Genomic DNA, 21,398 nt, shown 5'->3' with positions numbered 1-21,398 from the left:
AGCCACGTCGGCCGATCGGCCAGCGCCAGTAGCCCTCTATACTTGGGAGTCGCGCGACCGGGCCCAGCTTGGTGCGGTATTGGTGCGTGAGGATTTGAAGTAAGTACTGATCCCGCTAACGCGTTGATCGTCCGTGAGACCTTATCACGCTAGGGCTGCGACCGGGCCGTTATGGGCGGCAAGGTATCGATCGGCTTCGTTGATTTTGCTGCGTTCTCGTTCGTTTTCGATTGAGTTCGTTGCGGTTTGTTCGGATCGTTCTGGTGCGAGACTGGTGCGGCCCGTTGGGGGCAACATCCTCTCTAGGCTGAAACAGAGGGCGATTCCAGGAAACCTTAAGATCACTTGGCAATCAGGGGGCCACCTCGTGTTGTCCGGAAGCCATCATTGGTACACAATGCATTTTCCGAGAGCTGGGAAGCGGGTATCGACAAATTCACGATACACGACTTGAGGCGCAGCTTACGCACCGTCATGCCGCGCGCGTCTACGTCCCATCAATAAGAAGCCCGCCGGCAATCTGGGCCGTCAGCGCGAGAGCAGGGGGGTCCGGCAGAGGGCAGCGGACGAGGCACTGACGACTGCACAGTCGATGACTGCGCCCGGGGTTGCGAGAGTCTATGCTGCGGGATCGGGGCCGCCTGCTGCTGGGACAGCGACGAAGGCGGGGTTGTCGACATTCTCTGTCTGATGTCGTCTGCGACAGCTTGCAGCGTCGCAATGTTCTGGGCCATCAGCTCTTGCTTGGCGGTGAGTTGCTCTACGCTGCGCCGCACGACATCGAGATTGAACGCCAGGGGCTCAAGCTGCTGCATCGGGTCCGGGGCAGTTGAAGCAATGGCTGGCGACTTCGTCGTCGAGACGGATAACAACCAGCCCAGCGATGGAACCCGGGCCACTACCTTGTCCCTTGCTGCGTCACCGTAGGACTGCCAGGCAAGGGTGGCGCCGATACCGATGAGAACTGCAATAACAAACCGGGCAAGGGTATGGAGTGTTCGCCTGCCAGTCGACGGCCGGTCGCTCGCGATATTGTCGTCGTTGAGGCCGGAGGGGCGAGGAGAACGGCCAGGCGGTTTCATGGGCCGTCCAATCCGCGGATCGAATCGGGCGTTTGGATCGCGCGCAGGCCCGTCCCACGCATTCTCTACGAGAGGTATGCTTTGCGAGTACATAAGTAGCTCCTTCCTGACTATTCACGGATCGTGATCGCGAGCTGAGCCGGCGCGACGAGTTTCAGCACAATCAGTCTCAGCAATGTCGTTTTTCCGGACCCGTTCCGATTGTTCCGGGACGTGAAGCCAGGGTCGACCGGCTTGATGCCTTGGTCGTCACGGCATGGCGATAGACAGTTTCGATTCCTTTCCCGAAGGCGTCGACGGAATATTGCGTCGTTGCGCGAAGCCGGGCGGCATGGCCCATGCGCCAGCGCCGCTCCGGATCGCGGAGCAATGTTTCGATCGCTTCCGCCAACCGAACATGATTGCCGGGTGGAACGGTGATGGCCTCGATGCCGTGGCGTGCAACGCGTGGAACGGCCGTGTCAAGCCATGTATTGATGATCGGCCGTCCCGCCGCCATCGCTTCCAGTTGAGCGATGCCAAACGTTTCCGCATTGGTCAGGGACGGCAGGACAAAGACGTCCGCTGTACACATGAGACTGGCGAGTTTGGCCTTCGGAGCGGAGCCGAGCAGGCGGACGCGATCCGCGACGCCGAGGCTATGAATCATTCGTTCAAGCCGTGCCCGTTCTGGACCCTCGCCGATGATCCAGACCTCAAAGCGGTGGCCGACCGCCGCTCGCACCAGCACATCGAAGCCCTTGTAGGGGACGAGTTGCCCGCAAGCCAGCACGAGCCGTCCACGATCGCGTTCGGCAGCGTCATTGTCGCGCGGCTCCGGCCAATCGTACTTCGAGGCATCGACGCCGAACGGAACGACGTGACATTTCGCAGCGAATTCCTGCAGCAGCGGGCTGTTGTACAGCAGAATGGCATTGGACACGATGATTGCGTCCGCCCGCCGCAGCGTCCGGCGCAACAGCTGCTCCACAAACCACCTCAGTCCAGCATGCGAAGCGATGTCCGCATGGTAGTGCACGACCAAAGGTCGATCGCGGCCCAACCCCAGGGCGAGCATGAGATCGGCGAGCGGAAACGGTGCATGAAGCGCGAGTAGATCGTGATCGGCGACCTGGCGCCACAACCGCAGCGGATAAGTCGGCGCGGCCGGAAGCGAACATACATCGCCGAACGAGCGCACGCGCTCGATCGTTACGCCGTTCACGACGATGCGCCGTTGCCCGTTCGACTTGGAGCAGACCAGCACGCAGGCGGTGAACGCGTTTTTCAGTCCTGCGCATATGTCGCGGATCACCGACGGGGCTCCGCCGAACAGGTCGGGATAGCAGTCATTGAAGATGTGAAGCACCGAGAGGCGCCGAGAGGGAGCGAGCATAGCCGAACTCTCCATGACTGAGCGCCTCCTGTATATGTGGGAAAATTTCACACGTCAATTGATCTCGACGGAAAAGTGGGATTGTATCCCACGGGACTCGCCGCTACAATTTCGCCATGAACGCCAAATCCCGGAGATCGAAGTCGGCTTCACATCAGCCGATTGCGGCGGCGAGCCTGCGCGCGCCCTTGGCGCGCCTGCTGCGCCCGCTGGTGCGGCTATGCATCCGCGGTGGAATGACATTTCCTGAGCTGGCTCAGCTGTTGCGAGAACTCTTCGTCAATGTTGCCGAGCACGACTTTGCCCTGGAGGGAAAGGAGCAGACCGACAGCCGCGTGAGTCTGCTCACCGGAATTCACCGCAAGGAGGTTGCGCGGCTGCGCGGCGCCGGTGCGCCGGTCAATGAAACGCCTGCCACTCTGTCGCTGACCAGCGCGATCATGGCACGCTGGCTCGCCGCTCCGGAGTTCACGGACGCGAACGGCGATCCGCTGCCCTTGCCGCGCATGGCCAGTGGCGATGCGCCCTCGTTCGAGCAGCTCGTCAGTTCGATCACGAAGGATGTCCGCCCGCGCGCAGTGCTGGATGAATGGCTGGACCGCGAGCTCGTGACCATCAACGGCGATGAAGAGATCGTGTTGGTGGATACCGGCTTCGTTCCGCGCGGCGACGACGAGCGCAAATGGCACTATCTCGGCCGTAACCTGCATGATCATATCGCGGCAGCCGCCGAAAACGTATCCGGGCCAGCACCCCGTTTCCTCGAACGCGCGGTGCACTATGACGGCCTTTCAGCCAAGCTCGCAAAACGTCTCGAAGGGCGTTCGCGCGAACTGGCCATGGACGCCCTGAAGATCGCCAACCGGGAAGCAAACCGCGCGCTCGCCAGGGACAAGGGCGGCGACCACCGCTGGAATTTCGGCATCTACATTTACAGCGAAGGTCCGGACGACGCGGCGAATGGTGATGCTGACGAAGGCGGCTCGTCATGACCAGGCAGCCCGTCATCTCGCGCCGCTCGTTGCTTATGGGACTCTGGCTTGCCGGATCGTCCTCCGCCTGGGCACAGGTGCGCCGCGGCAGCGATCAGGGTATCGGCGGCACCGGTATCACCCGTGGCCACGATCAGGGCATCGGCGGCACCGGCATTGTTGGCGTCATTCAGCGTTTCGGCAGCATTTTCGTCAACGGCCAACGCATCAGCTATGCGCCGAACGTTCCGGTGCGGATCGATGGCGAACCGGTATCGGCGAAGGCGCTCAAGATCGGACATCTGGCCCGTGTGCTGGCGCTGCCGCAGGCGAACGGTTCGCTGATCACCCGCGGCGTCAACGTGGTCAGTGAGGTGATGGGGCCGATCGAAAGCGTCAGGGACGGCGAGATGACCGTGCTGGGCCAGCGGATCATAGCGGCCGGCCACGAAAGCTGGCGCCATCCGGGCGCCAATGTCGCGGTCTTCGGGGTGCGCCGCATCGACGGCGTGATCGTCTCAAGCCTGGTCGAGCAACGCCTTAACGCGACAACGCGGGTTTCCGGACCACTCGAACGCGATCGCGGCGGCCTGCGAATAGGCGGGCTGCGACTCAACGGCGCCGATGCCGCACTCGTCGGACAACGTGTTCAGGCTGAGGGCCGCGTTACGCAAGGGGTGATGCAGATCTCGCGCATAAGGGCTGACAACCTTTCTGATTTCTTCGGCGCGAATCGTCTGTCGATCGAAGGCTATGTCCGCCGCATCGGCAGCTATCTGCAATTCGGCTCGGGCTATGTCGCGCATGACGATAGTCGCTTCGCATCCTCAGGCAATGCCCGCGTGGTCGTGAACGCCACCTTTGACAGTTCCCGTGGCTTGCGGGTTGAATCCATCCAATCCGTCAACAAATTTCCGGGTGACTCGATCCAAGGTACGAGATCCGAGCAAACTCCGGGCGCGACGCCCGGCGGCTCGGACGTCCCGGGCGGTGGCGCTACTGTGCCGGGCGGCGGTCCTCCCGGGCTGGGCGGCGGCGGTCCTCCCGGGCTGGGCGGTGGCGGTCCTCCCGGCCTTGGCGGTGGTGGTCCTCCCGGTCTTGGCGGTGGTGGTCCTCCCGGTCTTGGCGGTGGCGGTCCTCCCGGCCTTGGCGGTGGCGGTCCTCCCGGCCTGGGCGGCGGCAGTCCTCCTGGCCTGGGCGGCGGCCGCGGCCGGCGATGAACAACGAAGATTTGGCAGAGCGGGCGAGAGGCGCGCGCTCGCAAATCGGGATTTTGCGATTTTTTGGCGAGCTAAGTAATTGATCTGCAAAGGGTGGGGTGTTCGATTTCGGCCGAGAATGGCTGTCGTGAAGACCTCCCCGATTCCCAAGGGCGTGGCGATGCGGGTGGATCCGCCGCGCGAGGTTTCTGCGACGCACGGAGCGACGAGCCCGCGGCTGACCAGAATATGAACAACCCGACGGCGCTCGCCGCTCTGGCGAGCGCCGTCTCGCAGACAGTGCGACGACAGAAGATTGGCTGAGTTTCTGCTGATCGGCGGAGAGACGTTTGGTGGATCGAAGCGGATGCGGAGAGCACGCTATCTTGTCGGCGACGACAACTCGATTGAGACGTCGAGCGCGCTAATTGTCTGTGTTGCCCCGTGATCCTGACGAGGACATGTGCGCCCGCTTGCCAGGCGGGGCTGAGCACGGACTCCTGGATGGACCACCAGATGTCATCGCCGCGAGATCACGACGGAAGCCGGACCAATGCTATGTTGTCGACCGCTCGTGTGCAGCCGTGTAGTATCGAACAGAGGAGACGATCACGTCGAAGATGAAGGCGGAGAGACGCCCGATGTAAGCGTCCGGCCGCTGCACATGGCCTCAGATCTTGACATGATCGGCCGGCTCGATCGCCGCCGGGTGCACGGTGACGATGTCGGAACCGGCCGCGATCTGTGCAAGCTCGGCCTCTACGCGCTTACGTTCTGCCGCGAGCTCATTGACCTTCGGGTTGTGCGCTGAGCGGGATCAGCAGTCCGAGACGAGCTATGGACAGTCGTCTTGGTCAGGCCGCGCGCTCGAACTGCGGCTGCCAGCGGAGCAAGTAGGATTGCAGCGACTGGACGGCGAGCGCCAGCAGGATGCCGACGAACATCATGATGAAGATCGCCACCATCATCTCGCTCGCATTGGCGCGGGCCTCGGCCTCGATGATCAGCTTGCCGAGCCCGCGCTCGGCGCCGATGAACTCGCCGACGATGACGCCGACGAGCGCGAAGGAGACCGCCGGGAGAAGCGAGGCGAACACCCAGGCCAGCGCGGACGGGACGACGACGGTGCGCAGCACGGTCAGCTCGCTCGCGCCCATCAGCCGGGCCGCGGCGATCTGGTCGCGGTCGACCGCGCGGGTGCCCTCGAAGGTGTTGAAGAAGACGACGAAGAACACGACGAGCCATGCGGTCGCGATCTTGGAGAGATCGCCGAGACCGAAGATCAGGATGACGAGCGGCACCAGCGCGATGCGCGGGATCGAGTTGAGCGCGATGATGTAGGGACCGAACACGCGGGCGAGAAAGTCCGACCGCCCGAGCACCACGCCGGCGGCGATGCCGGTCAGCGCGCCGAACAGAAAACCCCACCAGGTGTTCTTGAGCGTGACGAGGGTCGCGGTCCACAGATTGTTGTCGGTGGCTCCGATGCAGGCGACGACTCCGGCGGGATCGCTGAAGCAGCCGAGGCGCAGGAAGCTCTGCCAGATCAGCGAGGGCTTTGCGACGAAGTAGGGATCGAGGATCTTCGGCACGTAGGCCTTCGGCAGCAGCGCCTTGCTCCACTCGAAGCCCCATTGCCAGACCACGAGCACAATGACCAGGATGGCGATCTGCCAGAATAGGATGGCGGCGCGACGGGTCGACATGATCGGTCAGCCTTCTCAGTCAGCCTTGGTGCGGCGGAATTCCTCGCCGAGCGAATGCCAGATATGGGAATAGAGCCGGCCGAACTCGGCGGTCTCACGCAGGCTCACGGGATCGCGCGGCCTGGGGAATGACACTTCGAAATCGTCCTTGAGGCGCCCGGGCCGGGCCGACAGCAGGATGATGCGGCTGGCGAGCGTCAGCGCCTCGCCGAGATCGTGGGTCACGAACAGCACGGTCTGCCGCTCGCGCTCCCAGATCTCGAGCAGGGTCTTGTGCATCTCGAGCTTGGTGTGGGTATCGAGCGCGCCGAACGGCTCGTCCATCAGCAGGATCTCCGGCGCGAGGATCAGCGTGCGCATCAGCGCCACGCGCTGCCGCATGCCGCCGGACAGCATGCGCGGAAAGCTGCGGCCGAAGCCGGTCAGCCCGGCCTTGCCGATGGCCTCGGTGACGCGCTGCGCGCGCTCCGGCTTCGGCACGCCGGCGATCTCCAGGCCGTAGCCGATGTTCTGCTCCACCGTCCGCCACGGAAACAGCGTGTCGCGCTGGAACACGTAGCCGACCCTGGGATTCACCTTGCCGGTCTCGACCGTGTCGCCGTCGATCAGGATGCGCCCGCCCGAGCGCGGCAGCAGCCCGGCGACCATGTTGAGGATCGTGCTCTTGCCGCAACCGGACGGACCCAGGAGGGCAACGAATTCGCCCTCCCGCACATCGAAGGACACGTTGTCGACGGCGACGAATTCGCTTCCGCCGGTGCTGTAGGTCTTCATCAAGCCCTGCACCGCGATCCGGGTGCGTTCCGCGGCAGGGCTCTCGGCGCCGCGCACCGTGGCGTAGCCTGCATTGGAGGGCGGCATCATTTGGTCTTCGCCTTTGCAGCCGCGAGGAAGCTGGGATCGACGATGTCCTCATATTTGATCTCGGGAATGTCCGTCCCCTTGCGGTACCAGGGCTTGGCGCCGCGCGCATAGGACGCCTGGTCGATAAAGCCATCATAGGCCCAGGTTGAAGTGTCGAAGCCGAGCTCGGCGCTGACCGCTTCGGGATCGATGCCGGAGAAGTACTTCGGCGTCACCAGCGCCTGCACCTCGGCGAGCGGCGTGGCCTTGACCCAGGCCATGGCGCGGGTGATCGCATTGACGAAGGCCTGCACCAGCGCCTTGTCCTGCTCGATCGTGTCCTTCAAGGCGTAGATGACGAGCACCGGGACCGTGCCGCCGAAATCCTTCTCGAACAGTCCGGGCTTGGAGGTGTCGTAGATCACCTTGCCAAAACCCTTCTTCTCGACCTCGACGATCCAGCTCGGCGGCGCCATGATGGCGTCGAACTGCTTGGTCTGCAGCGATGGAAACATCGTGTTCGGTCCGCCGCCTGCGACCCAGTTCACCTTGTCGCCCAGGCCGCGCGACTCGAACACATAGGTGCCGTAGACCCAGGTGCCCGATCCGATCGCCGTGGCGGCGACGATCGGCTTCGCACCGTCGGCGCGCTTGGAGGCGGCGAGCGCCTCGACCGAGGTGATGCCGCTGTCGTAGAGATCCCGGCGCACCACGATGTTGGCGTAGGAGCACACCATCTCGGTTGCCAGCAGGATCTTGCACGGCTTGCCGCGTGCCGTGAGCTGCAGCGGGTGGCTGGCGTCGCCATGCGCGAACAGCGCTTGATCGGCGGCGAGCGTCTGGCGGCCGAAGGTGCCGGAATTGCCGGTGAGGAGCTTGGGATCGAGGCCCTCGTCCTTGAAGTAGCCCTTCAGCTCCGCGATCATTGCAATCGCGTAGACCGGCGACACCGGTCCGAACGCGATCGACGCAGGCCGCGTCTCGGCCAGCAGCCGTCCTGGCAGCAGCGAAGCGCCCGCGAAGGCCGCGCCGGACGCGAGCGCGCGGCGCCGTGTGATCGTCATGGAATCCTCCCGCAGTTCTTATGTTCTCGACGATGTGCGACGTGACCGCTCAACCTGGCGGCTTCGTAGGCGAAATCGTTCCGTCCGCTTCCAGCACGCCAATCTCGTCGGGCAGCAGCCCGATTTCGGCCAGGACGTCGCGCGTGTGCTCGCCGATATCAGGCGGATCGTAGCGGTTCGGCAGCCGCTGCCCGTCCAGCGACACCGGCAGCACCGGCGTCTTGGCGCGACGGCCGTCGGGCATGCGGATCTCGGTCAGGCCGCCCGATGCGTTGAGATGCGGATCGTCGAACAGGTCGCCGGGCTTGTTGACCGGCGCGTAGGGCAGTTCGAGCCGCTCCAGCACCGCGGCGAGATCGTCCCTCGCCCACGTCCTGAAGATCGCGGCGATCTCGGGGATCAGCCAGCCGCGATGATCGACCCGGCCCTGCGCGGTGGCGAAGCGCGGATCGTCCAGCCATTCCGTGCGCTCGAAGGCGCGACAGAACGCCACCCATTGCTCCTCGCCGACGATGGTCACGAACAGCTTCGAGCCGTCCTTGGTGTCGAACAGGTCGTAGACCGGCCACGGGCTGTCCTTGATCGAATAGGGGATCGAGGGCTGGCCGGTGACGACCTCGCACATCATGGCCTGCGCCATCAGGAACACGTTGTTCTCATACAGCGCGCTCTGCACGTAACGGCCACGTCCGGTGCGCTGACGCTCGGCCAGCGCGGCCTGGATCGCGATCACCCCGAACATGCCGCCCATGATGTCGTTGACCGATGCTCCGGCGCGCATCGGACGATCAGGCAGGCCGGTCATGTAGGCAAGGCCCCCCATCATCTGCACGACCTCGTCGAGCGCGAGGCGGTTCTCGTAAGGTCCGGGCAGATAGCCTTTCAGCGAGCAGTAGATCAGCTGCGGGGCAAACGCCGCCACGGACTCGTAGTCGAGTCCGATTCGCTTCATCAGCCCGGGGCGGAAATTCTCGATCAGCACGTCGCTGCGCGCGATCAGCCTGCGCGCAACATTCTGGCCCTGCGCCGTCGAGGTATCGAGCGCGATGCTGCGCTTGTTGCGGCAATAGGTGGCGAAAAAGCCGGCCGCCGGTCCCTTGAAGGAGCGGGTGCGATCGCCCTTGATCGGCTCGACCTTGATCACGTCGGCGCCGAGATCGGCGAGGATGAGCCCGCAGCTCGGACCCATCACCATCTGGCTGAACTCGACGACGCGCACGCCCTCGAGCGGCCGAAGCGGAGCGTCGTGCTCTCGGGCCGCGCCCATCACGCTGCCGTCCGCAGCACCTTGGGGATGCCGGCCTCGTGCAGATGGCCGGTGAGGTGCTTCGGCGCGATGTGACGGGCCAGGATCTCGCGCGTGAGCATCAGCCGGTCCAGATCGATCCCGGTCGACAATCCCATACGCTCGAGCATGAACACGAGATCCTCGGTGACGATGTTGCCGCGTGCGCCCGGCGCGAACGGACAGCCGCCGAGCCCGGAGACCGCGGCATCGAAGCGGCGGATGCCGGCCTCGAGGCCGGCGACCGCGTTGGCGAGGCCGGCGCCGAGCGTGTCGTGCAGGTGCAGGCGCAGCGTGACATCCGGCCCGACCTCGCGCCGGACGGCCGCAACGATCTGCTTGACGAGCATGGGCGTCGCGTAGCCGACGGTATCGGCGAGCCCGATCTCGTCGGCGCCCGCCTCGGCGAAACGGCGCGCCAGATCACAGACCGCCGCCTCGCTGACATCGCCTTCGAGCGAGCAGCCGAACGAGGTGGAGATCGCGCCCATCAATTGCGGCCGCTCGGCGGCCGGCCGGGCATCGATCGCGGCGCGCACGGCATGGAAGGCTTCGACCTGCTCGGCCACGGTGCGGCGGACATTGGCGCGGTTATGGGTCTCGCTGGCCGAGATCACGAAATAGATAGTGTCCACGCCTGCGGCGATGGCGCGCTCCGCGCCCTTGAAATTGGGGACCAACGCGCCGATCCTCGTCGCCTGATGAGACAGCGCATGGGCCATCACCGCATCGACATCAGCGAATTGCGGCACGACCTTCGGCGGCACGAAGGAGCCGGCATCGATCTCGCGCACCCCTGCGGCCGCGATGGCGTCGATCAGCGCGCACTTCGCTTCGGTCGGCACGAACATGTCGAGGTTCTGCAGACCGTCGCGCGGCGCGACCTCGCAGATATGGACGTCCGGCTCACGGATCATTGGCGTTGCTTCCCCGTCGCTCGCTTCTCGATTGTATATTTTTCATATAAAGAACAATCTGATCGACGATCTGTCAAGCTGAAAGAGGTTTCCTCGGCATCATGACCGATTGGGACGCATCGCCCTCCGCTGCACGGACGGGCACGACCGACCGCGCCGAGCAGCTCGCCGGCCTGATCCTGGCGTTCGCACGCCGCGAAGGCATGAAGGCCGGGGACCGCCTGATCGAGCAAAGGCTGGCCGATGCGCTCGACGTGTCGCGTGCGCCGATCCGGCTCGGGCTGAAGGCCCTGGAGGCGGCGGGGCTGGCGCGGGGCGAGCCCCATCGCGGCTTCGTGCTGACCCAGAGCCCGACGAGCGGTGCGGCACGCCCGACGCTCGCCGCGGTGAGCCGCGCCGAGCAGGCCTATGTGGACATCGCGGCCGACGTTCTCGACCGGCGCATCGAGGCCGACGTCACCGAGGCCGAGCTGATGCGCCGCTACGCGCTGAGCCGCACCGAGCTGCAGCGCCTGCTCGATCGCATCGCGGCCGAGGGCTGGATCGCCCGCCTGCCCGGCTATGGCTGGCGCTTCGCCGAGACGCTGTCGAGCCCAGAAGCCCAGGACCAGGCTGCGGCCTTCCGGGCCGTGATCGAGCCGGCAGCGATTCTGCAGCCCGGCTTCGGGCTTCAGCAGGACGTCATCGCGAAGCTTCGCCAGCATCAGCAGCGCGTACTTGGTGGCGAGCTCGACAAGATGACGATCGGCGAGGTCTATCAGTCGGGCTGCGAGTTTCACGAGGAGATCGCGCGCGGCGCCCGCAATCCGTTCTTCGTCGAGTCGCTGCGACGCGTGAACTCGATCCGCCGCCTGTTCGCCTATCGCAGCTTCGCCGATCGAGATGGCATGCGCCGGCACGTCGAGGAGCATTTGCGCCTGCTTAATCTGCTCGAAGCAGGACGTAATCTAGATGCCGCCGAGCTGATGCGCAGTCACCTTCAGCGTCCGCTATCATCGCGCTTGCCTTGAGCGTTTTGGCTCCGCGGCATGTAGTCGGAGAGCGGAACAGCAAGTAGCAACTTCTGAGCCGTTCGATTGCGATCCCTGGAAGGAGCAACAGCCGGCTATGGGCCGCAAAGGGGAAGCAAGCGTTCGAGGCGGACCCGACGACATACGAGGGGACAGATTGAAGTGTGCCAGAAGTTCGTTGTGATGCACGCCGAATAACACTTTTGAGGTTTTTCTTTTGAGCTTCTGTAGCGCGCAACGATAGTGGTAATACTGTCAATTATGGCTACCGGCACGGCGTTTCCTGATCTCCGCACCAAGTTGATTCATACCACGATCAAGCTGCTGGCCGAGCAAGGTCCGGCGGCCGTTCAAGCTCGGTCCGTGGCCAATGAGGCTGGCGTCTCTACGATGGCTGTTTACAGCCATTTCGGAGGCATGCCGGAGCTATTGCGCGCAGTTGCCGATCAAGGGTTCCGATATCTGGCCTCTGCCTTTGAGGGGACGCCGAAGACCGATGATCCCGTTACAGACGTCTTCCGTTTGGCGTTGTGTTACCGCGACGTGGCCCGGCAGAACCCGCACCTCTACGATCTCATGTTCGGGCTATCAACTCGAGGCGCCTATCGGGCGATCGAGTATGATCCTACTCCGCTGTCTCGCTCGGAATCCCCTGCATTTCAAGAAGCCTTTGGCCATGTGGTTCGAGCCGCGACTCGTCTTATCGAGGCTCGCCGGATCCGCGACGATGATCCGAATGTCATCGCGGTACAGCTGTGGGGCTTCGTTCACGGGTTCATTACCCTCGAATTGGCTGGCCTCTTGGCTCGCTTTGATGACAGCGTCGAACAGATCCTTTTCCCGATGGCAATAAATATGTTGGTTGGCCTCGGCGACACGCCGGAACGCGCCGTCACCTCCATGACGCCATGCGTCAGGTGAGGGCATCCGCTCTCTGTTGATCCTTACGCCCGTTCCCTGAAACGAATAGGGACATTCAGCACTCCTTGCGTCTGCACTATAACGATGTTATTGTCGGTTAATAACATCGTTATAGCTGCTCAAGCAGTGACGCCAGCATCTGAACTGGCGCTCGTAACAGAGGGAGGATTTGTATGGCTGTATCAGTTCTGCCTGATTCGCCTCAGGGCCGGTCGACGCCGCTTGTTCGGCTACCAGCAATTCCGTTGCGCATCTGGCTGCTCCGCGCCATCGCGCTGGCGCTCCTCCTGGCTGCGTCCCTTGATGGGTTCGCGGCGATTATGGCGGGGATCGCGTATTACAAAGGAGCCGGGAATTCTGAGATTGCTGCAAAGCGCATCGCGCTGCTGAACGCCGCCGAAGCCGGCCAAGCCGTGGATACTCCCTCAAAAGTCGAGGAGTACGCTGGCAGCACGGTCGCGCTGGTGGGATCGGTCAGTTCGTCCACTTATGCTTATGGCAAGGAGAGCATCGCCGAGCATCTCCTCGTCTACAATGTCATGAGCAAGGAAAAGGCCGCAATGCTCATGGTCCATTCCTTGCTGGGCGGCGTATGCATGCTTTTCGGCGGCCTGCAATTCTGGCCCGCTTTTCGCCGCCGCTTTCCCAAGTGGCACCGCATATCCGGTGGCATCTATATCGTCGTACTGCAGGGCACGATGATCACCGCCATGATCCATCTTGTGCGCACGTCGGTTGCCGACACGCTGGATCATCTGTTTTTCTACGTGGGACTGTGGGGGCTGGCCCTGGGCATATCGTTCAGCCTCTGGATGGCCGTACATGCGTTGTGGCGCAAGCAGATTGCCAACCACCAAGCCTGGATGTGCATAAGCTACGGGCTCTTGCTGAGCACACCCATCCAGCGTTACGGCTGGCTGCTTTTTGGCGCGCTGGATCCGGGTATCCGCTTTACCGAAGCAAATTATGCCGTCACAGGGGTGCTGATCCCCCTTTCTTTGACGGTCGGCTACCTTCTGTTTACGATCAACCGCTGGGTGCAGCCGGTTCGACGGGCCGAGTCCGCAAGCATGACTGCGGCTTCCGAAAAGCGCGCGCGTCTTGCACGCAACCTCGCGCTCGTGAGTTTCCCCGCCCTCGTCGCAGCCGCCGCCATTGTTGTTCAATACTACATGGTGACCCCCGCGCTGGAGCAGGCTTTCAGCGCCCGAGAACTGGTCCCGGCGGGTGTCATCCACCTTCATGACACCGTGATTGCAAGCGATGTCGTAAGCCGCGCGACGTTTGCTCTGGCGACGTTAGTTGGTTTGTTGAGCGGAGCGCATCTGCTGTGGATCGCCTTCGTCCGACGGCAACCGGACGGTGTTCTGGTTGCGTCGTCCTGGGCGTTGGCGTTCTCCGGCGCCGTCGCGGGAATTGTATTGATGTACTGGGGCCTGCGGATGGGTATGCCGAGCTTCGCTACCCTTGCAGGCGGTTCGATGCACATGATTGGAGGAGCCGCCACTCTGTTGTTCGCGGTTCTGCTTGCCTTCGCCTTGCGCCGCGGAGAGGTGGCCTGGGTCAAGGAATGGGGCGTATTCGTCCTCGCCTGCATCGCGGCTACGCCCACCTTCTACTTTCTACTGCCCGTTATGGGCGCGTCCGGATTTGACGCGCAGTGGGCGAGGGAGGGCCACATCTTCCGCCTGGCCCTCGCTGGCCAATGGTTGGTGGCGATAATGGGCGCCTTCATCTACGCGGCCTATGGACAAGCAACCCAAAGTAGACTGGCTCGCTGAAACCGGAGCCGCGGTGGCCATCAAGGGCGGGGACGAGTCCTCCTCGCCCACGCGCCGTGACGTGCGGAGCCCGACCCCACGAGTCCAACTGGTGCGATAACCAGAGGGTTTCTCCTGATGGGAGAGGCCACCTACAAAAAGGAGTGATGTCAATGCCAACCTATTATTGCTCCAGCATCGAGGGACGCCTTTCGGGCAGGCAGAAGAGTGCGATTGCGGCTGAGATCACGCGGATCCATGCGGAGGTGACGGGAGCGCCGACCTACTTCGCGCAAGTCATTTTCGAAGACGTGAAAGCTGAGAACTACTTTATGGGCGGCGCGCCACTGACGCATGACCAGGTGTTTGTCTACGGTCACATCCGAGGCGGGCGCGCTGCGATCGACAAGACACGAATGATCAAATTGATGGCAGAGGCCGTCGCGGTTGCCGCCTCTGCCGCGGATCACCGCAGCGTATGGGTATATGTCGGCGAGCTTCCAGCGCGGCAGATGATCGAATTTGGTCACGTACTGCCAGAGGCCGGCGATGAACCGGCGTGGACAGCCAATCTGCCGGCAGCGGATCGCGATTTCATGCAATCCGTGGGACCGCAGACAAAGGGCAACTGAAAGAAGGGCGGCAACGCCCGTGCCGCGGTTAGCCCGTCGGCAAATAGCGCTCGGACTGCCTGCAAGAGGCTGGCGATTCGATACGCGAAAATGTCAATCAGGGAAGGTCTTCAATGCGCAACTATACCCGATTCTACATCGACGGTGACTGGGTGGAACCACTCGGTGGCAACGCGATCCACGTGATCAATCCCGCCAACGAGCAGCCGGCAGGATTAATCACTCTAGGAACAGCTGCGGACGTCGATCGCGCTGTGAAGGCCGCGCGAACGGCATTTGCCAGCTTCTCCCGCAGCAGCCGCCAGGAGCGGATCGATATCCTTTCCAGCATTTTGAACGTGTACGCGAAGCGCCATGCCGATCTCGGCGCCGCTCTTACCGAAGAACTCGGCGCACCCACGAAGTTCGCGATGGAATTGCAGGCCGGCGTTGGCCTTGCGCATCTCCAGACCGCAATCAATGCCCTGAAGAATTACGAGTTCGAGCATCCGCAGGGACCGCGCACAGTGGTGCGCCGTGAGCCTATTGGGGTGGTCGGAATGATCACGCCTTGGAACTGGCCGATCAACCAAATCATGGTTAAGGTCGTTCCGGCCCTGGCCACTGGGTGCACCGCCGTGCATAAGCCTTCCGAGGTTGCCCCGTTCACTGCTCATGTCCTCGCGGAGATCTTCCACGAAGCCGGCGTTCCGAAGGGCGTCTATAATCTGGTCGACGGTGATGGGCCGACCGTCGGAGCCGCCATATCCGCGCATCCCGGTGTCGACATGGTTTCTTTCACTGGATCGACTGCGGCGGGGATTGATGTTGCGAAACGCGCGGCTGACACCGTGAAGCGTGTGCATCAGGAGTTGGGCGGCAAGTCGCCCAACATCATCTTGGATGACGCCAATTTCGCAACCGCGATCACAGAGAACATTTATCGACTGATGCTCAACTCGGGGCAGACGTGTCATGCGCCGACCCGGATGCTGGTTCCCCAGAACCAGATGGAAGGAGCCAAGCAAATTGCAAAACAGGTCGTGGCGTCGATCACTTATGGCGACCCAAAAACGGACGTGTACATGGGTCCCGTCGTTTCCGAACGCCAGTGGGATCGAATCCAGCGGTTGATCAAGACGGGGATCGATGAGGGCGCCACGCTCGTTACAGGCGGTATGGGGCGCCCGGAAAATATGAAGGTCGGATACTACGTCAAGCCCACGGTGTTTGCGGACGTTGAAAACACCATGGCCATCGCGCGTGAGGAAATTTTCGGACCTGTTCTCGCCATCATCGGCTACACGGACGTCGACGACGCAGTAACAATCGCCAACGATACCGTGTACGGGCTCGGCGCTTATGTGCAATCGGCGAGCATTGAAAAGGCCCGGGCTGTCGCTGACCGACTTCAAGCGGGCATGGTCTATATTAATGGCGCGTCAGAAGATGCCGAAGCTCCTTTCGGCGGATACAAAATGTCCGGTAACGGTCGTGAATGGGGCGAACTCGCCTTCAGTGAATTCCTCGAGACCAAGGCTGTCATTCATGCGACGGCGGACTGACAGGATCGAATATTGCGTCGAAACCGTTCGGCGGCAGTAGGTCCCAGCAGCAGAGCCGGCGGTCGTTGCGTGCACGGTCGGAGATGAACGCGCGGCGCCGGCTCGTCCAGTCCGTAGTAGTCGAGCCGAGCCCTCGCATGGTCGTTGAGGGGAACTCATATCGTGGGCGAGCCTTTCGGCGGCGACTTTAGTCGTCCGAAGGAGCCAACCGAAGTCGGTATGGACGATCAAAATCGAGAGATGTGGCTTGGCTGCGGCGCGTAAAGGCGTGAACGTCTGCTCGCCACCGGTCGGACCCGGATTAGTTCTATAAAAGAATTGAAATCAGCTTTCGAAGGCGCGCCTCCAGGAGGTACGGTGGGTCAGGGGGCGGCGCACGCATAGTCGCGGGCTGCAACAAGTAAATAGTTCAAAGATGATCTAATTTTGCGCTTTTTCCGCCGAAGCGAGCGTGCGCCTAGGTGGTCGTGAGCTTGAGCGGATGCGTCCCGCTCTGGCGATCGAGGGGGGAGACTTGAGTGGCTTGACTAGTTCCAAAAAAGAACGTTAGATCGGCGAGGAACGACGGTCGATCAAGGCCGCGCTTTGTTGGATCGTGCCACTCGGGCATGCAATCCTCATTTTTGGGAGGAAGTGATGCTGGGGCTCTTCAGGTCTGCTTTCGCGGTGCTGCTTCTGGCGTTCGGGTCATCGGCTTCTGCTGCTGATATGCCGGGGATCACGCCAACGGAGATCAGGATCGGGGGCATCTTTCCCTTTAGCGGTCCTGCTTCGTCGATCGGTCTCGTTGGTCGAGGGCTTCTCGCGTATGTCCAGTCGATTAACGACCGCGGCGGAGTAAACGGCCGAAAGGTCAACTACATTGCGTATGACGATGCCTATAGCCCACCAAAAGCGGTTGAGCATGCGCGAAGGCTCGTCGAAAGCGATGAAGTGGCCTTCATGTTCAGCCAGCTCGGCACGCCCGGCAACTCGGCCACTGCAAAGTATCTGAAGTCGAGGGGCGTGCCGGCGATCGGCATCGTCTCGGGATCGAACAAGTTCACGAATGTGGCGGAGTTTCCGCTGACGACGACCAGTCTGGTCAGCTTCGACACCGAAGGGAAAATCTACGCCAGGTTCCTGACCAAGACGCTGCCGAACGCGAAGTACGCGATCCTGTATCAGAACGATGATCTCGGAAAAGACTACCTCAACGCTTTCAAGGGGGTCCTTAAAGACGAGTTCGACAAGAAGGTCGTCGCAATTGCCTACGAGGTCAGCGAGCCGACGGTGGATTCGCAGGTGGTGAGTCTCAAGAGTTCGGGCGCCGATGCATTGTTGGTGGCTGGTACCCCGAAGTTCGCGGCGCAGGCAATCCGCAAAGCTGCCGAAATCGGTTGGAGCCCGATGATCGTACTGAACTACCCATCAAGCTCGGTTGGCGCCACGCTGAAGCCCGCAGGTCTCGATAATTCAATAGGCGTCATCGTTGGAACGGTGGCGATGGACCCGACCGACTCGCAGTGGGATAACAACGACGGAATGAAGAACTTTCGAGCATTTGTCGCGCGGTATTTGCCCGGAATCGATATCGCCGACACGAACTATCTGTTCGGGTATACGCAAGGCATGCTGCTCGAACGCCTGCTCAAGCAGTGTGGGAACGATCTGTCGCGCGAAAATATCATCGGGCAGGCCAAGAACCTCAAGAACGTCGCGCTTCCCACGCTGCTGCCTGGGATCACGGTCAATACAAGCGACAAGATCAACATGAATTTCAAGCAAATGAGGCTACAGCGCTGGACCGGGACGCGGTGGGATCAATTCAGCGAGGTTCTCGATGCCAGCTCGGAGTGATGAGGTTGGTGGTGTCTCGCTAACGCCGGTGGCGTCAATCGCTGCAGCTGAAATGAGGTTATCGTGAAAGGATTGATGCAGAATCAGCCTTTGCTGCTGTCCTCGCTCTTGAAGCATGCGGAGCGCTTCCATTCGCGGACGGAGATCGTTTCGCGCACCGTGGAGGGCTCGATTCATCGCTATACGTATGGGGATGCGGCGCGTCGCACCAGAAAGCTTGCCGATGCTTTGACCCGCCATGGCATCTTGCAGGGCGATCGTGTCGCAACTCTTGCCTGGAACACGTTCAGGCATTTCGAGATCGAGCATGGCGTCACGGGAATCGGTGCAGTATGGCATGCGATCAACCCGAGGCTTATCCCGGATCAGATCAGCTACATTGCAAATCACGCCGAAGACAAGATCCTGTTCTTCGACAGCTCGTTTCTTCCCCTCGTGGAGAAGCTGGCGGCCGGGCTTTCCTCCGTGAAGATGTTTGTCCTGATGGCGGATCGAGCCGACATGCCAAGGACGACGCTTCCGAATTTGCTGTGCTACGAGGAATTCGTGGACTTGGGAAAGGAGGAGTTTGAATGGCCGGTATTCGACGAACTTTCGGCCTCCTCCCTGTTCTACACGTCGGGGACCACAGGCAATCCCAAGGGCGTTCTCTACTCGCATCGATCGGATATCCTGCATTGCCTCTGCATCTGCGGTGCATACGCAATGGGCATTGCGCCGCGCGACACGCTTCTGCCGATGACTCCGATGTTTCACGCCAACGGGGCCTGGGACCTGACCCATGCAGCTCCCATGGTCGGTGCCAAGCTGGTCCTGCCAGGACCCAAAATGGACGGCGCCGCCATTGCGGAGTTGATCGACAGGGAAGGCGTGACCATGACCGCCGGGGTCCCGACACTCTATTCAAACCTGCTCCAGTACTTAGAGTCCAGGGGTACCGGTGCTGGGACGCTCGAGCGCATCATAGTTGCCGGTTCGGCGCCCGCGCCTAGCCTGATCGAGGGTCTTGAGCGCCTGGGCGTCTCTGTCAACCATCTGTGGGGCATGACTGAGACGAGTCCTTGCGGTACGTCTTCGCAGCCGTCGCGACGCACGGCGAGCCGTTCCCCGCAGGATCGGCTTCGACGCAAGACCAGCCAGGGGCAGCCGATCTACGGCGTCGACATCAAGATCGCTGACGAGCGGGGCAGTGAGATGCCACGCGACGGAAAATCCAGCGGCCGATTGATGGTGCGTGGACCGTGGATCATCAGCGGTTACTACGGGGAGGACAAGCCGCTGCTGGAGGACGGCTGGTTCAATACCGGGGATCTCGCTGTGATGGATGACGATAATTACATCCAGCTGACCGATCGCGCCAAAGACGTTGTGAAGTCAGGCGGGGAATGGATTTCGTCCATCGACCTGGAAAACCTGGCGAAGGGATGCCCGGGAGTCACGGAGGCGGCCGTGATCGGCGTTCCTCATCCGAGATGGGAGGAGCGACCGCTGCTTATCGTCGTGCCGACATCCGGAGCCATAACGGCGCAATCGATCAGGGCCTATCTGGACAACAAAATCGCCAAATGGTGGATGCCTGACGATATCGTCTTCGTTGACGCGCTCAGCTATGGCGCGACGGGCAAGATCCAGAAGATGGAGCTACGCCAACGCTTCTCAGGGCATTATTCCGCGCCAGCGCGAGGGGATAGTGCAAGAGTGCCACAGGGCACTTCAGCGCAGAGCAACGCATCGTGATGCGAACCTCATCGAGCCGTCGCCAGTCCCCGCCGAAAGGCAAACGCCCGGGATCACGCTGCTTGTCTGCGGGTCCTTGCCTTGCTCGGCTTCTGTTCGGGAGAGGCCTTCTCGAGCTTCGCGCGCGCGCCGGGGCCCGGATGGGTATGAACTTCCTTCGCCGACAGCGGTTCGCCGCATTCCGAGCACACCATTACGGGATCGAAGACCTTGCCGCATTTCTTATGCTCATGCAGCAGAGGTCGCCCGCGTTCGTCGACCATGTGCGTGTCGCCCCAATGGACGAGCGCCATCATGATCGGATAGAGATCGAGGCCCTTTTGCGTCAGGATGTACTCATGGCGCTTGGGTGAATCCTGATACGGAATTCGCCGCAACACGCCGTTCCGCACCAGCTTCTTCAGCCGCTCGGCAAGCAGATGGCGCGTGATCCCGAGCGCAGACTGGAAGCCTTCAAATCGTCGGGTGCGCAGAAAGCATTCGCGTAAAATCAGAAGGGTCCAACGGTCGCCAATTACACCTATGGTTCGTGCCAGTGAACATGGCTCTTCCTCGAGGGCATCCCACTTCATTCGTACTTCTCCACTCTTCCAGAGACGGGGCGCTCGAATCGCCGACGCAACCGTCTTTTCAAGAACCATTCTAGATAGGGACTACGTTCCAAACAACCTCTAACCGATCTGAGCCAAAATAGCAGAATCTGCCAGTTTATTGACAGTTCGTTTTTAGAACTGTATGAGAGTTGGCGATACGGTTCGTGCGGACCAAACATGACCACTTCAACAATGCCTATGCGGGAGAGGCCGGCGTGACAGCTCTGAAGGTTGAATTCCAGTTCGATTTCGGCAGTCCCAACGCCTATCTGGCGGAACGCGCAATACCTGGCGTCGAGCGACGGACAGGCGTGAAGTTTGATTATGTGCCGATACTTCTCGGCGGCATCTACAAGGCGACCGGCAACATGTCCCCGGCGGAGTCGCTGCACGGCATCAAGAACAAGCCCGAATACATGGCGCTCGAGACGCAGCGCTTCATCCGTCGCCACAACATCACGACATTTCGGCAAAATCCGTTTTTCCCGGTGAATACGCTGATGCTGATGCGCGGTGCGGTCGCCGCTCAGTTCGAGGGTATGTTCGAGCCGTATTTCCGGGCCGCTTACCATCACATGTGGGAGGATCCGAAGAAGATGGACGACGTCGAGGTGTTCCGCGCGGCTTTCAAATCCTCAGGGCTCGACATCGACAGGCTGATGGCACGAGCTCAGCAGGACGACGTCAAGAAGAGGCTCATCGACCTGACCACGGATGCGGTCAACCGCGGAGCATTCGGTTCGCCGACGTTCTTCGTCGGCAAGGAGATGTTCTTCGGCAAGGACCAGCTCCGGGACGTCGAGGAATCGATCGTCGAGCAGATGCGACAGCCTGCCGCCAGCATTGCGTGACTCGAAACGCAGCACGAGATAATGCGCCTGGCCGAAGGAGTTGGCGTAAAGGCCGGAAGAACCAGCCAG

18 protein-coding genes are annotated in these 21,398 nt (G+C 61.8%); 11 read left to right on the top strand and 7 right to left on the bottom strand.

Going from position 1 to position 21,398, the window contains the following annotated elements:
* Window positions 1-1,251: 1,251 nt before the first annotated feature.
* Complete coding sequence (locus tag QW861_RS14800; RefSeq protein WP_316193221.1) at window positions 1,252-2,457, bottom strand: glycosyltransferase; 1,206 nt, start codon at window positions 2,455-2,457, stop codon at window positions 1,252-1,254.
* 116 nt (window positions 2,458-2,573) lie between these two features.
* Here QW861_RS14800 and QW861_RS14795 point away from each other — a divergent pair, with 116 nt between their 5' ends.
* From QW861_RS14795 to QW861_RS14785, 3 genes are all read left to right on the top strand, one after another.
* Window positions 2,574-3,449, top strand: a complete 876-nt coding sequence (locus QW861_RS14795; protein ID WP_315714183.1) for a DUF6502 family protein — start codon at window positions 2,574-2,576, stop codon at window positions 3,447-3,449.
* Window positions 3,446-4,648, top strand: coding sequence for a hypothetical protein (locus QW861_RS14790; protein WP_316169297.1), 1,203 nt, complete (start codon window positions 3,446-3,448; stop codon window positions 4,646-4,648). The genes QW861_RS14795 and QW861_RS14790 overlap by 4 nt, the downstream gene beginning before the upstream one ends.
* 661 nt (window positions 4,649-5,309) lie before the next feature.
* A complete protein-coding gene (locus tag QW861_RS14785; RefSeq protein ID WP_316169296.1) occupies window positions 5,310-5,438 on the top strand; it encodes a hypothetical protein in 129 nt (42 codons plus the stop codon).
* 43 nt (window positions 5,439-5,481) lie between these two features.
* On the opposite strand, the gene QW861_RS14780 is transcribed toward QW861_RS14785, so the two are convergent.
* The 5 genes from QW861_RS14780 to QW861_RS14760 are packed head-to-tail and all read right to left on the bottom strand — an operon-like array spanning window position 5,482 to window position 10,442.
* Window positions 5,482-6,333 (bottom strand): ABC transporter permease, encoded by an 852-nt coding sequence (locus QW861_RS14780; protein ID WP_316169295.1) that lies wholly within the window; start codon window positions 6,331-6,333, stop codon window positions 5,482-5,484.
* Between the two features lie 15 nt (window positions 6,334-6,348).
* Window positions 6,349-7,197, bottom strand: a complete 849-nt coding sequence (locus tag QW861_RS14775; RefSeq protein WP_410051250.1) for an ABC transporter ATP-binding protein — start codon at window positions 7,195-7,197, stop codon at window positions 6,349-6,351.
* A complete protein-coding gene (locus tag QW861_RS14770) occupies window positions 7,194-8,240 on the bottom strand; it encodes an ABC transporter substrate-binding protein (protein ID WP_316169294.1) in 1,047 nt (348 codons plus the stop codon). Before QW861_RS14770 ends, QW861_RS14775 begins: the two co-directional genes overlap by 4 nt.
* Before the next feature lie 49 nt (window positions 8,241-8,289).
* Window positions 8,290-9,507, bottom strand: a complete 1,218-nt coding sequence (locus QW861_RS14765; RefSeq protein WP_316169293.1) for a CaiB/BaiF CoA-transferase family protein — start codon at window positions 9,505-9,507, stop codon at window positions 8,290-8,292.
* Window positions 9,507-10,442 (bottom strand): hydroxymethylglutaryl-CoA lyase, encoded by a 936-nt coding sequence (locus QW861_RS14760; RefSeq protein WP_316193220.1) that lies wholly within the window; start codon window positions 10,440-10,442, stop codon window positions 9,507-9,509. Before QW861_RS14760 ends, QW861_RS14765 begins: the two co-directional genes overlap by 1 nt.
* A gap of 101 nt (window positions 10,443-10,543) precedes the next feature.
* Here QW861_RS14760 and QW861_RS14755 point away from each other — a divergent pair, with 101 nt between their 5' ends.
* From QW861_RS14755 to QW861_RS14725, 7 genes are all read left to right on the top strand, one after another.
* On the top strand, window positions 10,544-11,452 hold the full coding sequence (locus QW861_RS14755) for a GntR family transcriptional regulator (RefSeq protein WP_316169291.1): 909 nt from the start codon (window positions 10,544-10,546) through the stop codon (window positions 11,450-11,452).
* 261 nt (window positions 11,453-11,713) lie between these two features.
* Window positions 11,714-12,373, top strand: coding sequence for a TetR/AcrR family transcriptional regulator (locus tag QW861_RS14750; protein ID WP_316169290.1), 660 nt, complete (start codon window positions 11,714-11,716; stop codon window positions 12,371-12,373).
* 173 nt (window positions 12,374-12,546) lie between these two features.
* Entirely contained in the window at window positions 12,547-14,154 is a 1,608-nt protein-coding gene (locus QW861_RS14745) for a DUF2306 domain-containing protein (protein WP_316169289.1), read from the top strand.
* A 152-nt stretch (window positions 14,155-14,306) separates the two neighbouring features.
* Window positions 14,307-14,765 (top strand): 4-oxalocrotonate tautomerase family protein, encoded by a 459-nt coding sequence (locus QW861_RS14740; protein ID WP_315827676.1) that lies wholly within the window; start codon window positions 14,307-14,309, stop codon window positions 14,763-14,765.
* Between the two features lie 113 nt (window positions 14,766-14,878).
* A complete protein-coding gene (locus QW861_RS14735; protein WP_316172590.1) occupies window positions 14,879-16,309 on the top strand; it encodes an aldehyde dehydrogenase family protein in 1,431 nt (476 codons plus the stop codon).
* 636 nt (window positions 16,310-16,945) lie between these two features.
* Window positions 16,946-18,148: an ABC transporter substrate-binding protein gene (locus tag QW861_RS14730; protein ID WP_316172589.1), complete on the top strand. Its 1,203-nt coding sequence runs from the start codon at window positions 16,946-16,948 to the stop codon at window positions 18,146-18,148.
* Window positions 18,149-18,211: 63 nt separating this feature from the next.
* The gene (locus QW861_RS14725) at window positions 18,212-19,885 is read left to right on the top strand and encodes a long-chain-fatty-acid--CoA ligase (RefSeq protein WP_316172588.1); all 1,674 of its coding nucleotides are present in this window, start codon (window positions 18,212-18,214) and stop codon (window positions 19,883-19,885) included.
* A 53-nt stretch (window positions 19,886-19,938) separates the two neighbouring features.
* Here the strand turns inward: QW861_RS14725 and QW861_RS14720 are convergent, their stop codons facing one another.
* Window positions 19,939-20,457 carry a helix-turn-helix domain-containing protein gene (locus QW861_RS14720; RefSeq protein ID WP_315827680.1) on the bottom strand — a complete coding sequence of 173 codons (519 nt, stop codon included), beginning with the start codon at window positions 20,455-20,457 and terminating at the stop codon, window positions 19,939-19,941.
* Between the two features lie 245 nt (window positions 20,458-20,702).
* Between QW861_RS14720 and QW861_RS14715 the strand changes: the two genes are divergently transcribed.
* Window positions 20,703-21,329 (top strand): 2-hydroxychromene-2-carboxylate isomerase, encoded by a 627-nt coding sequence (locus tag QW861_RS14715; protein WP_315714388.1) that lies wholly within the window; start codon window positions 20,703-20,705, stop codon window positions 21,327-21,329.
* Window positions 21,330-21,398: the final 69 nt, after the last annotated feature.

Origin of the sequence: Bradyrhizobium sp. SZCCHNRI1029, from assembly GCF_032487555.1 — a bacterium.
Lineage (GTDB): Bacteria > Pseudomonadota > Alphaproteobacteria > Rhizobiales > Xanthobacteraceae > Bradyrhizobium.
This window is presented reverse-complemented; position numbering and strand designations above follow the sequence as displayed.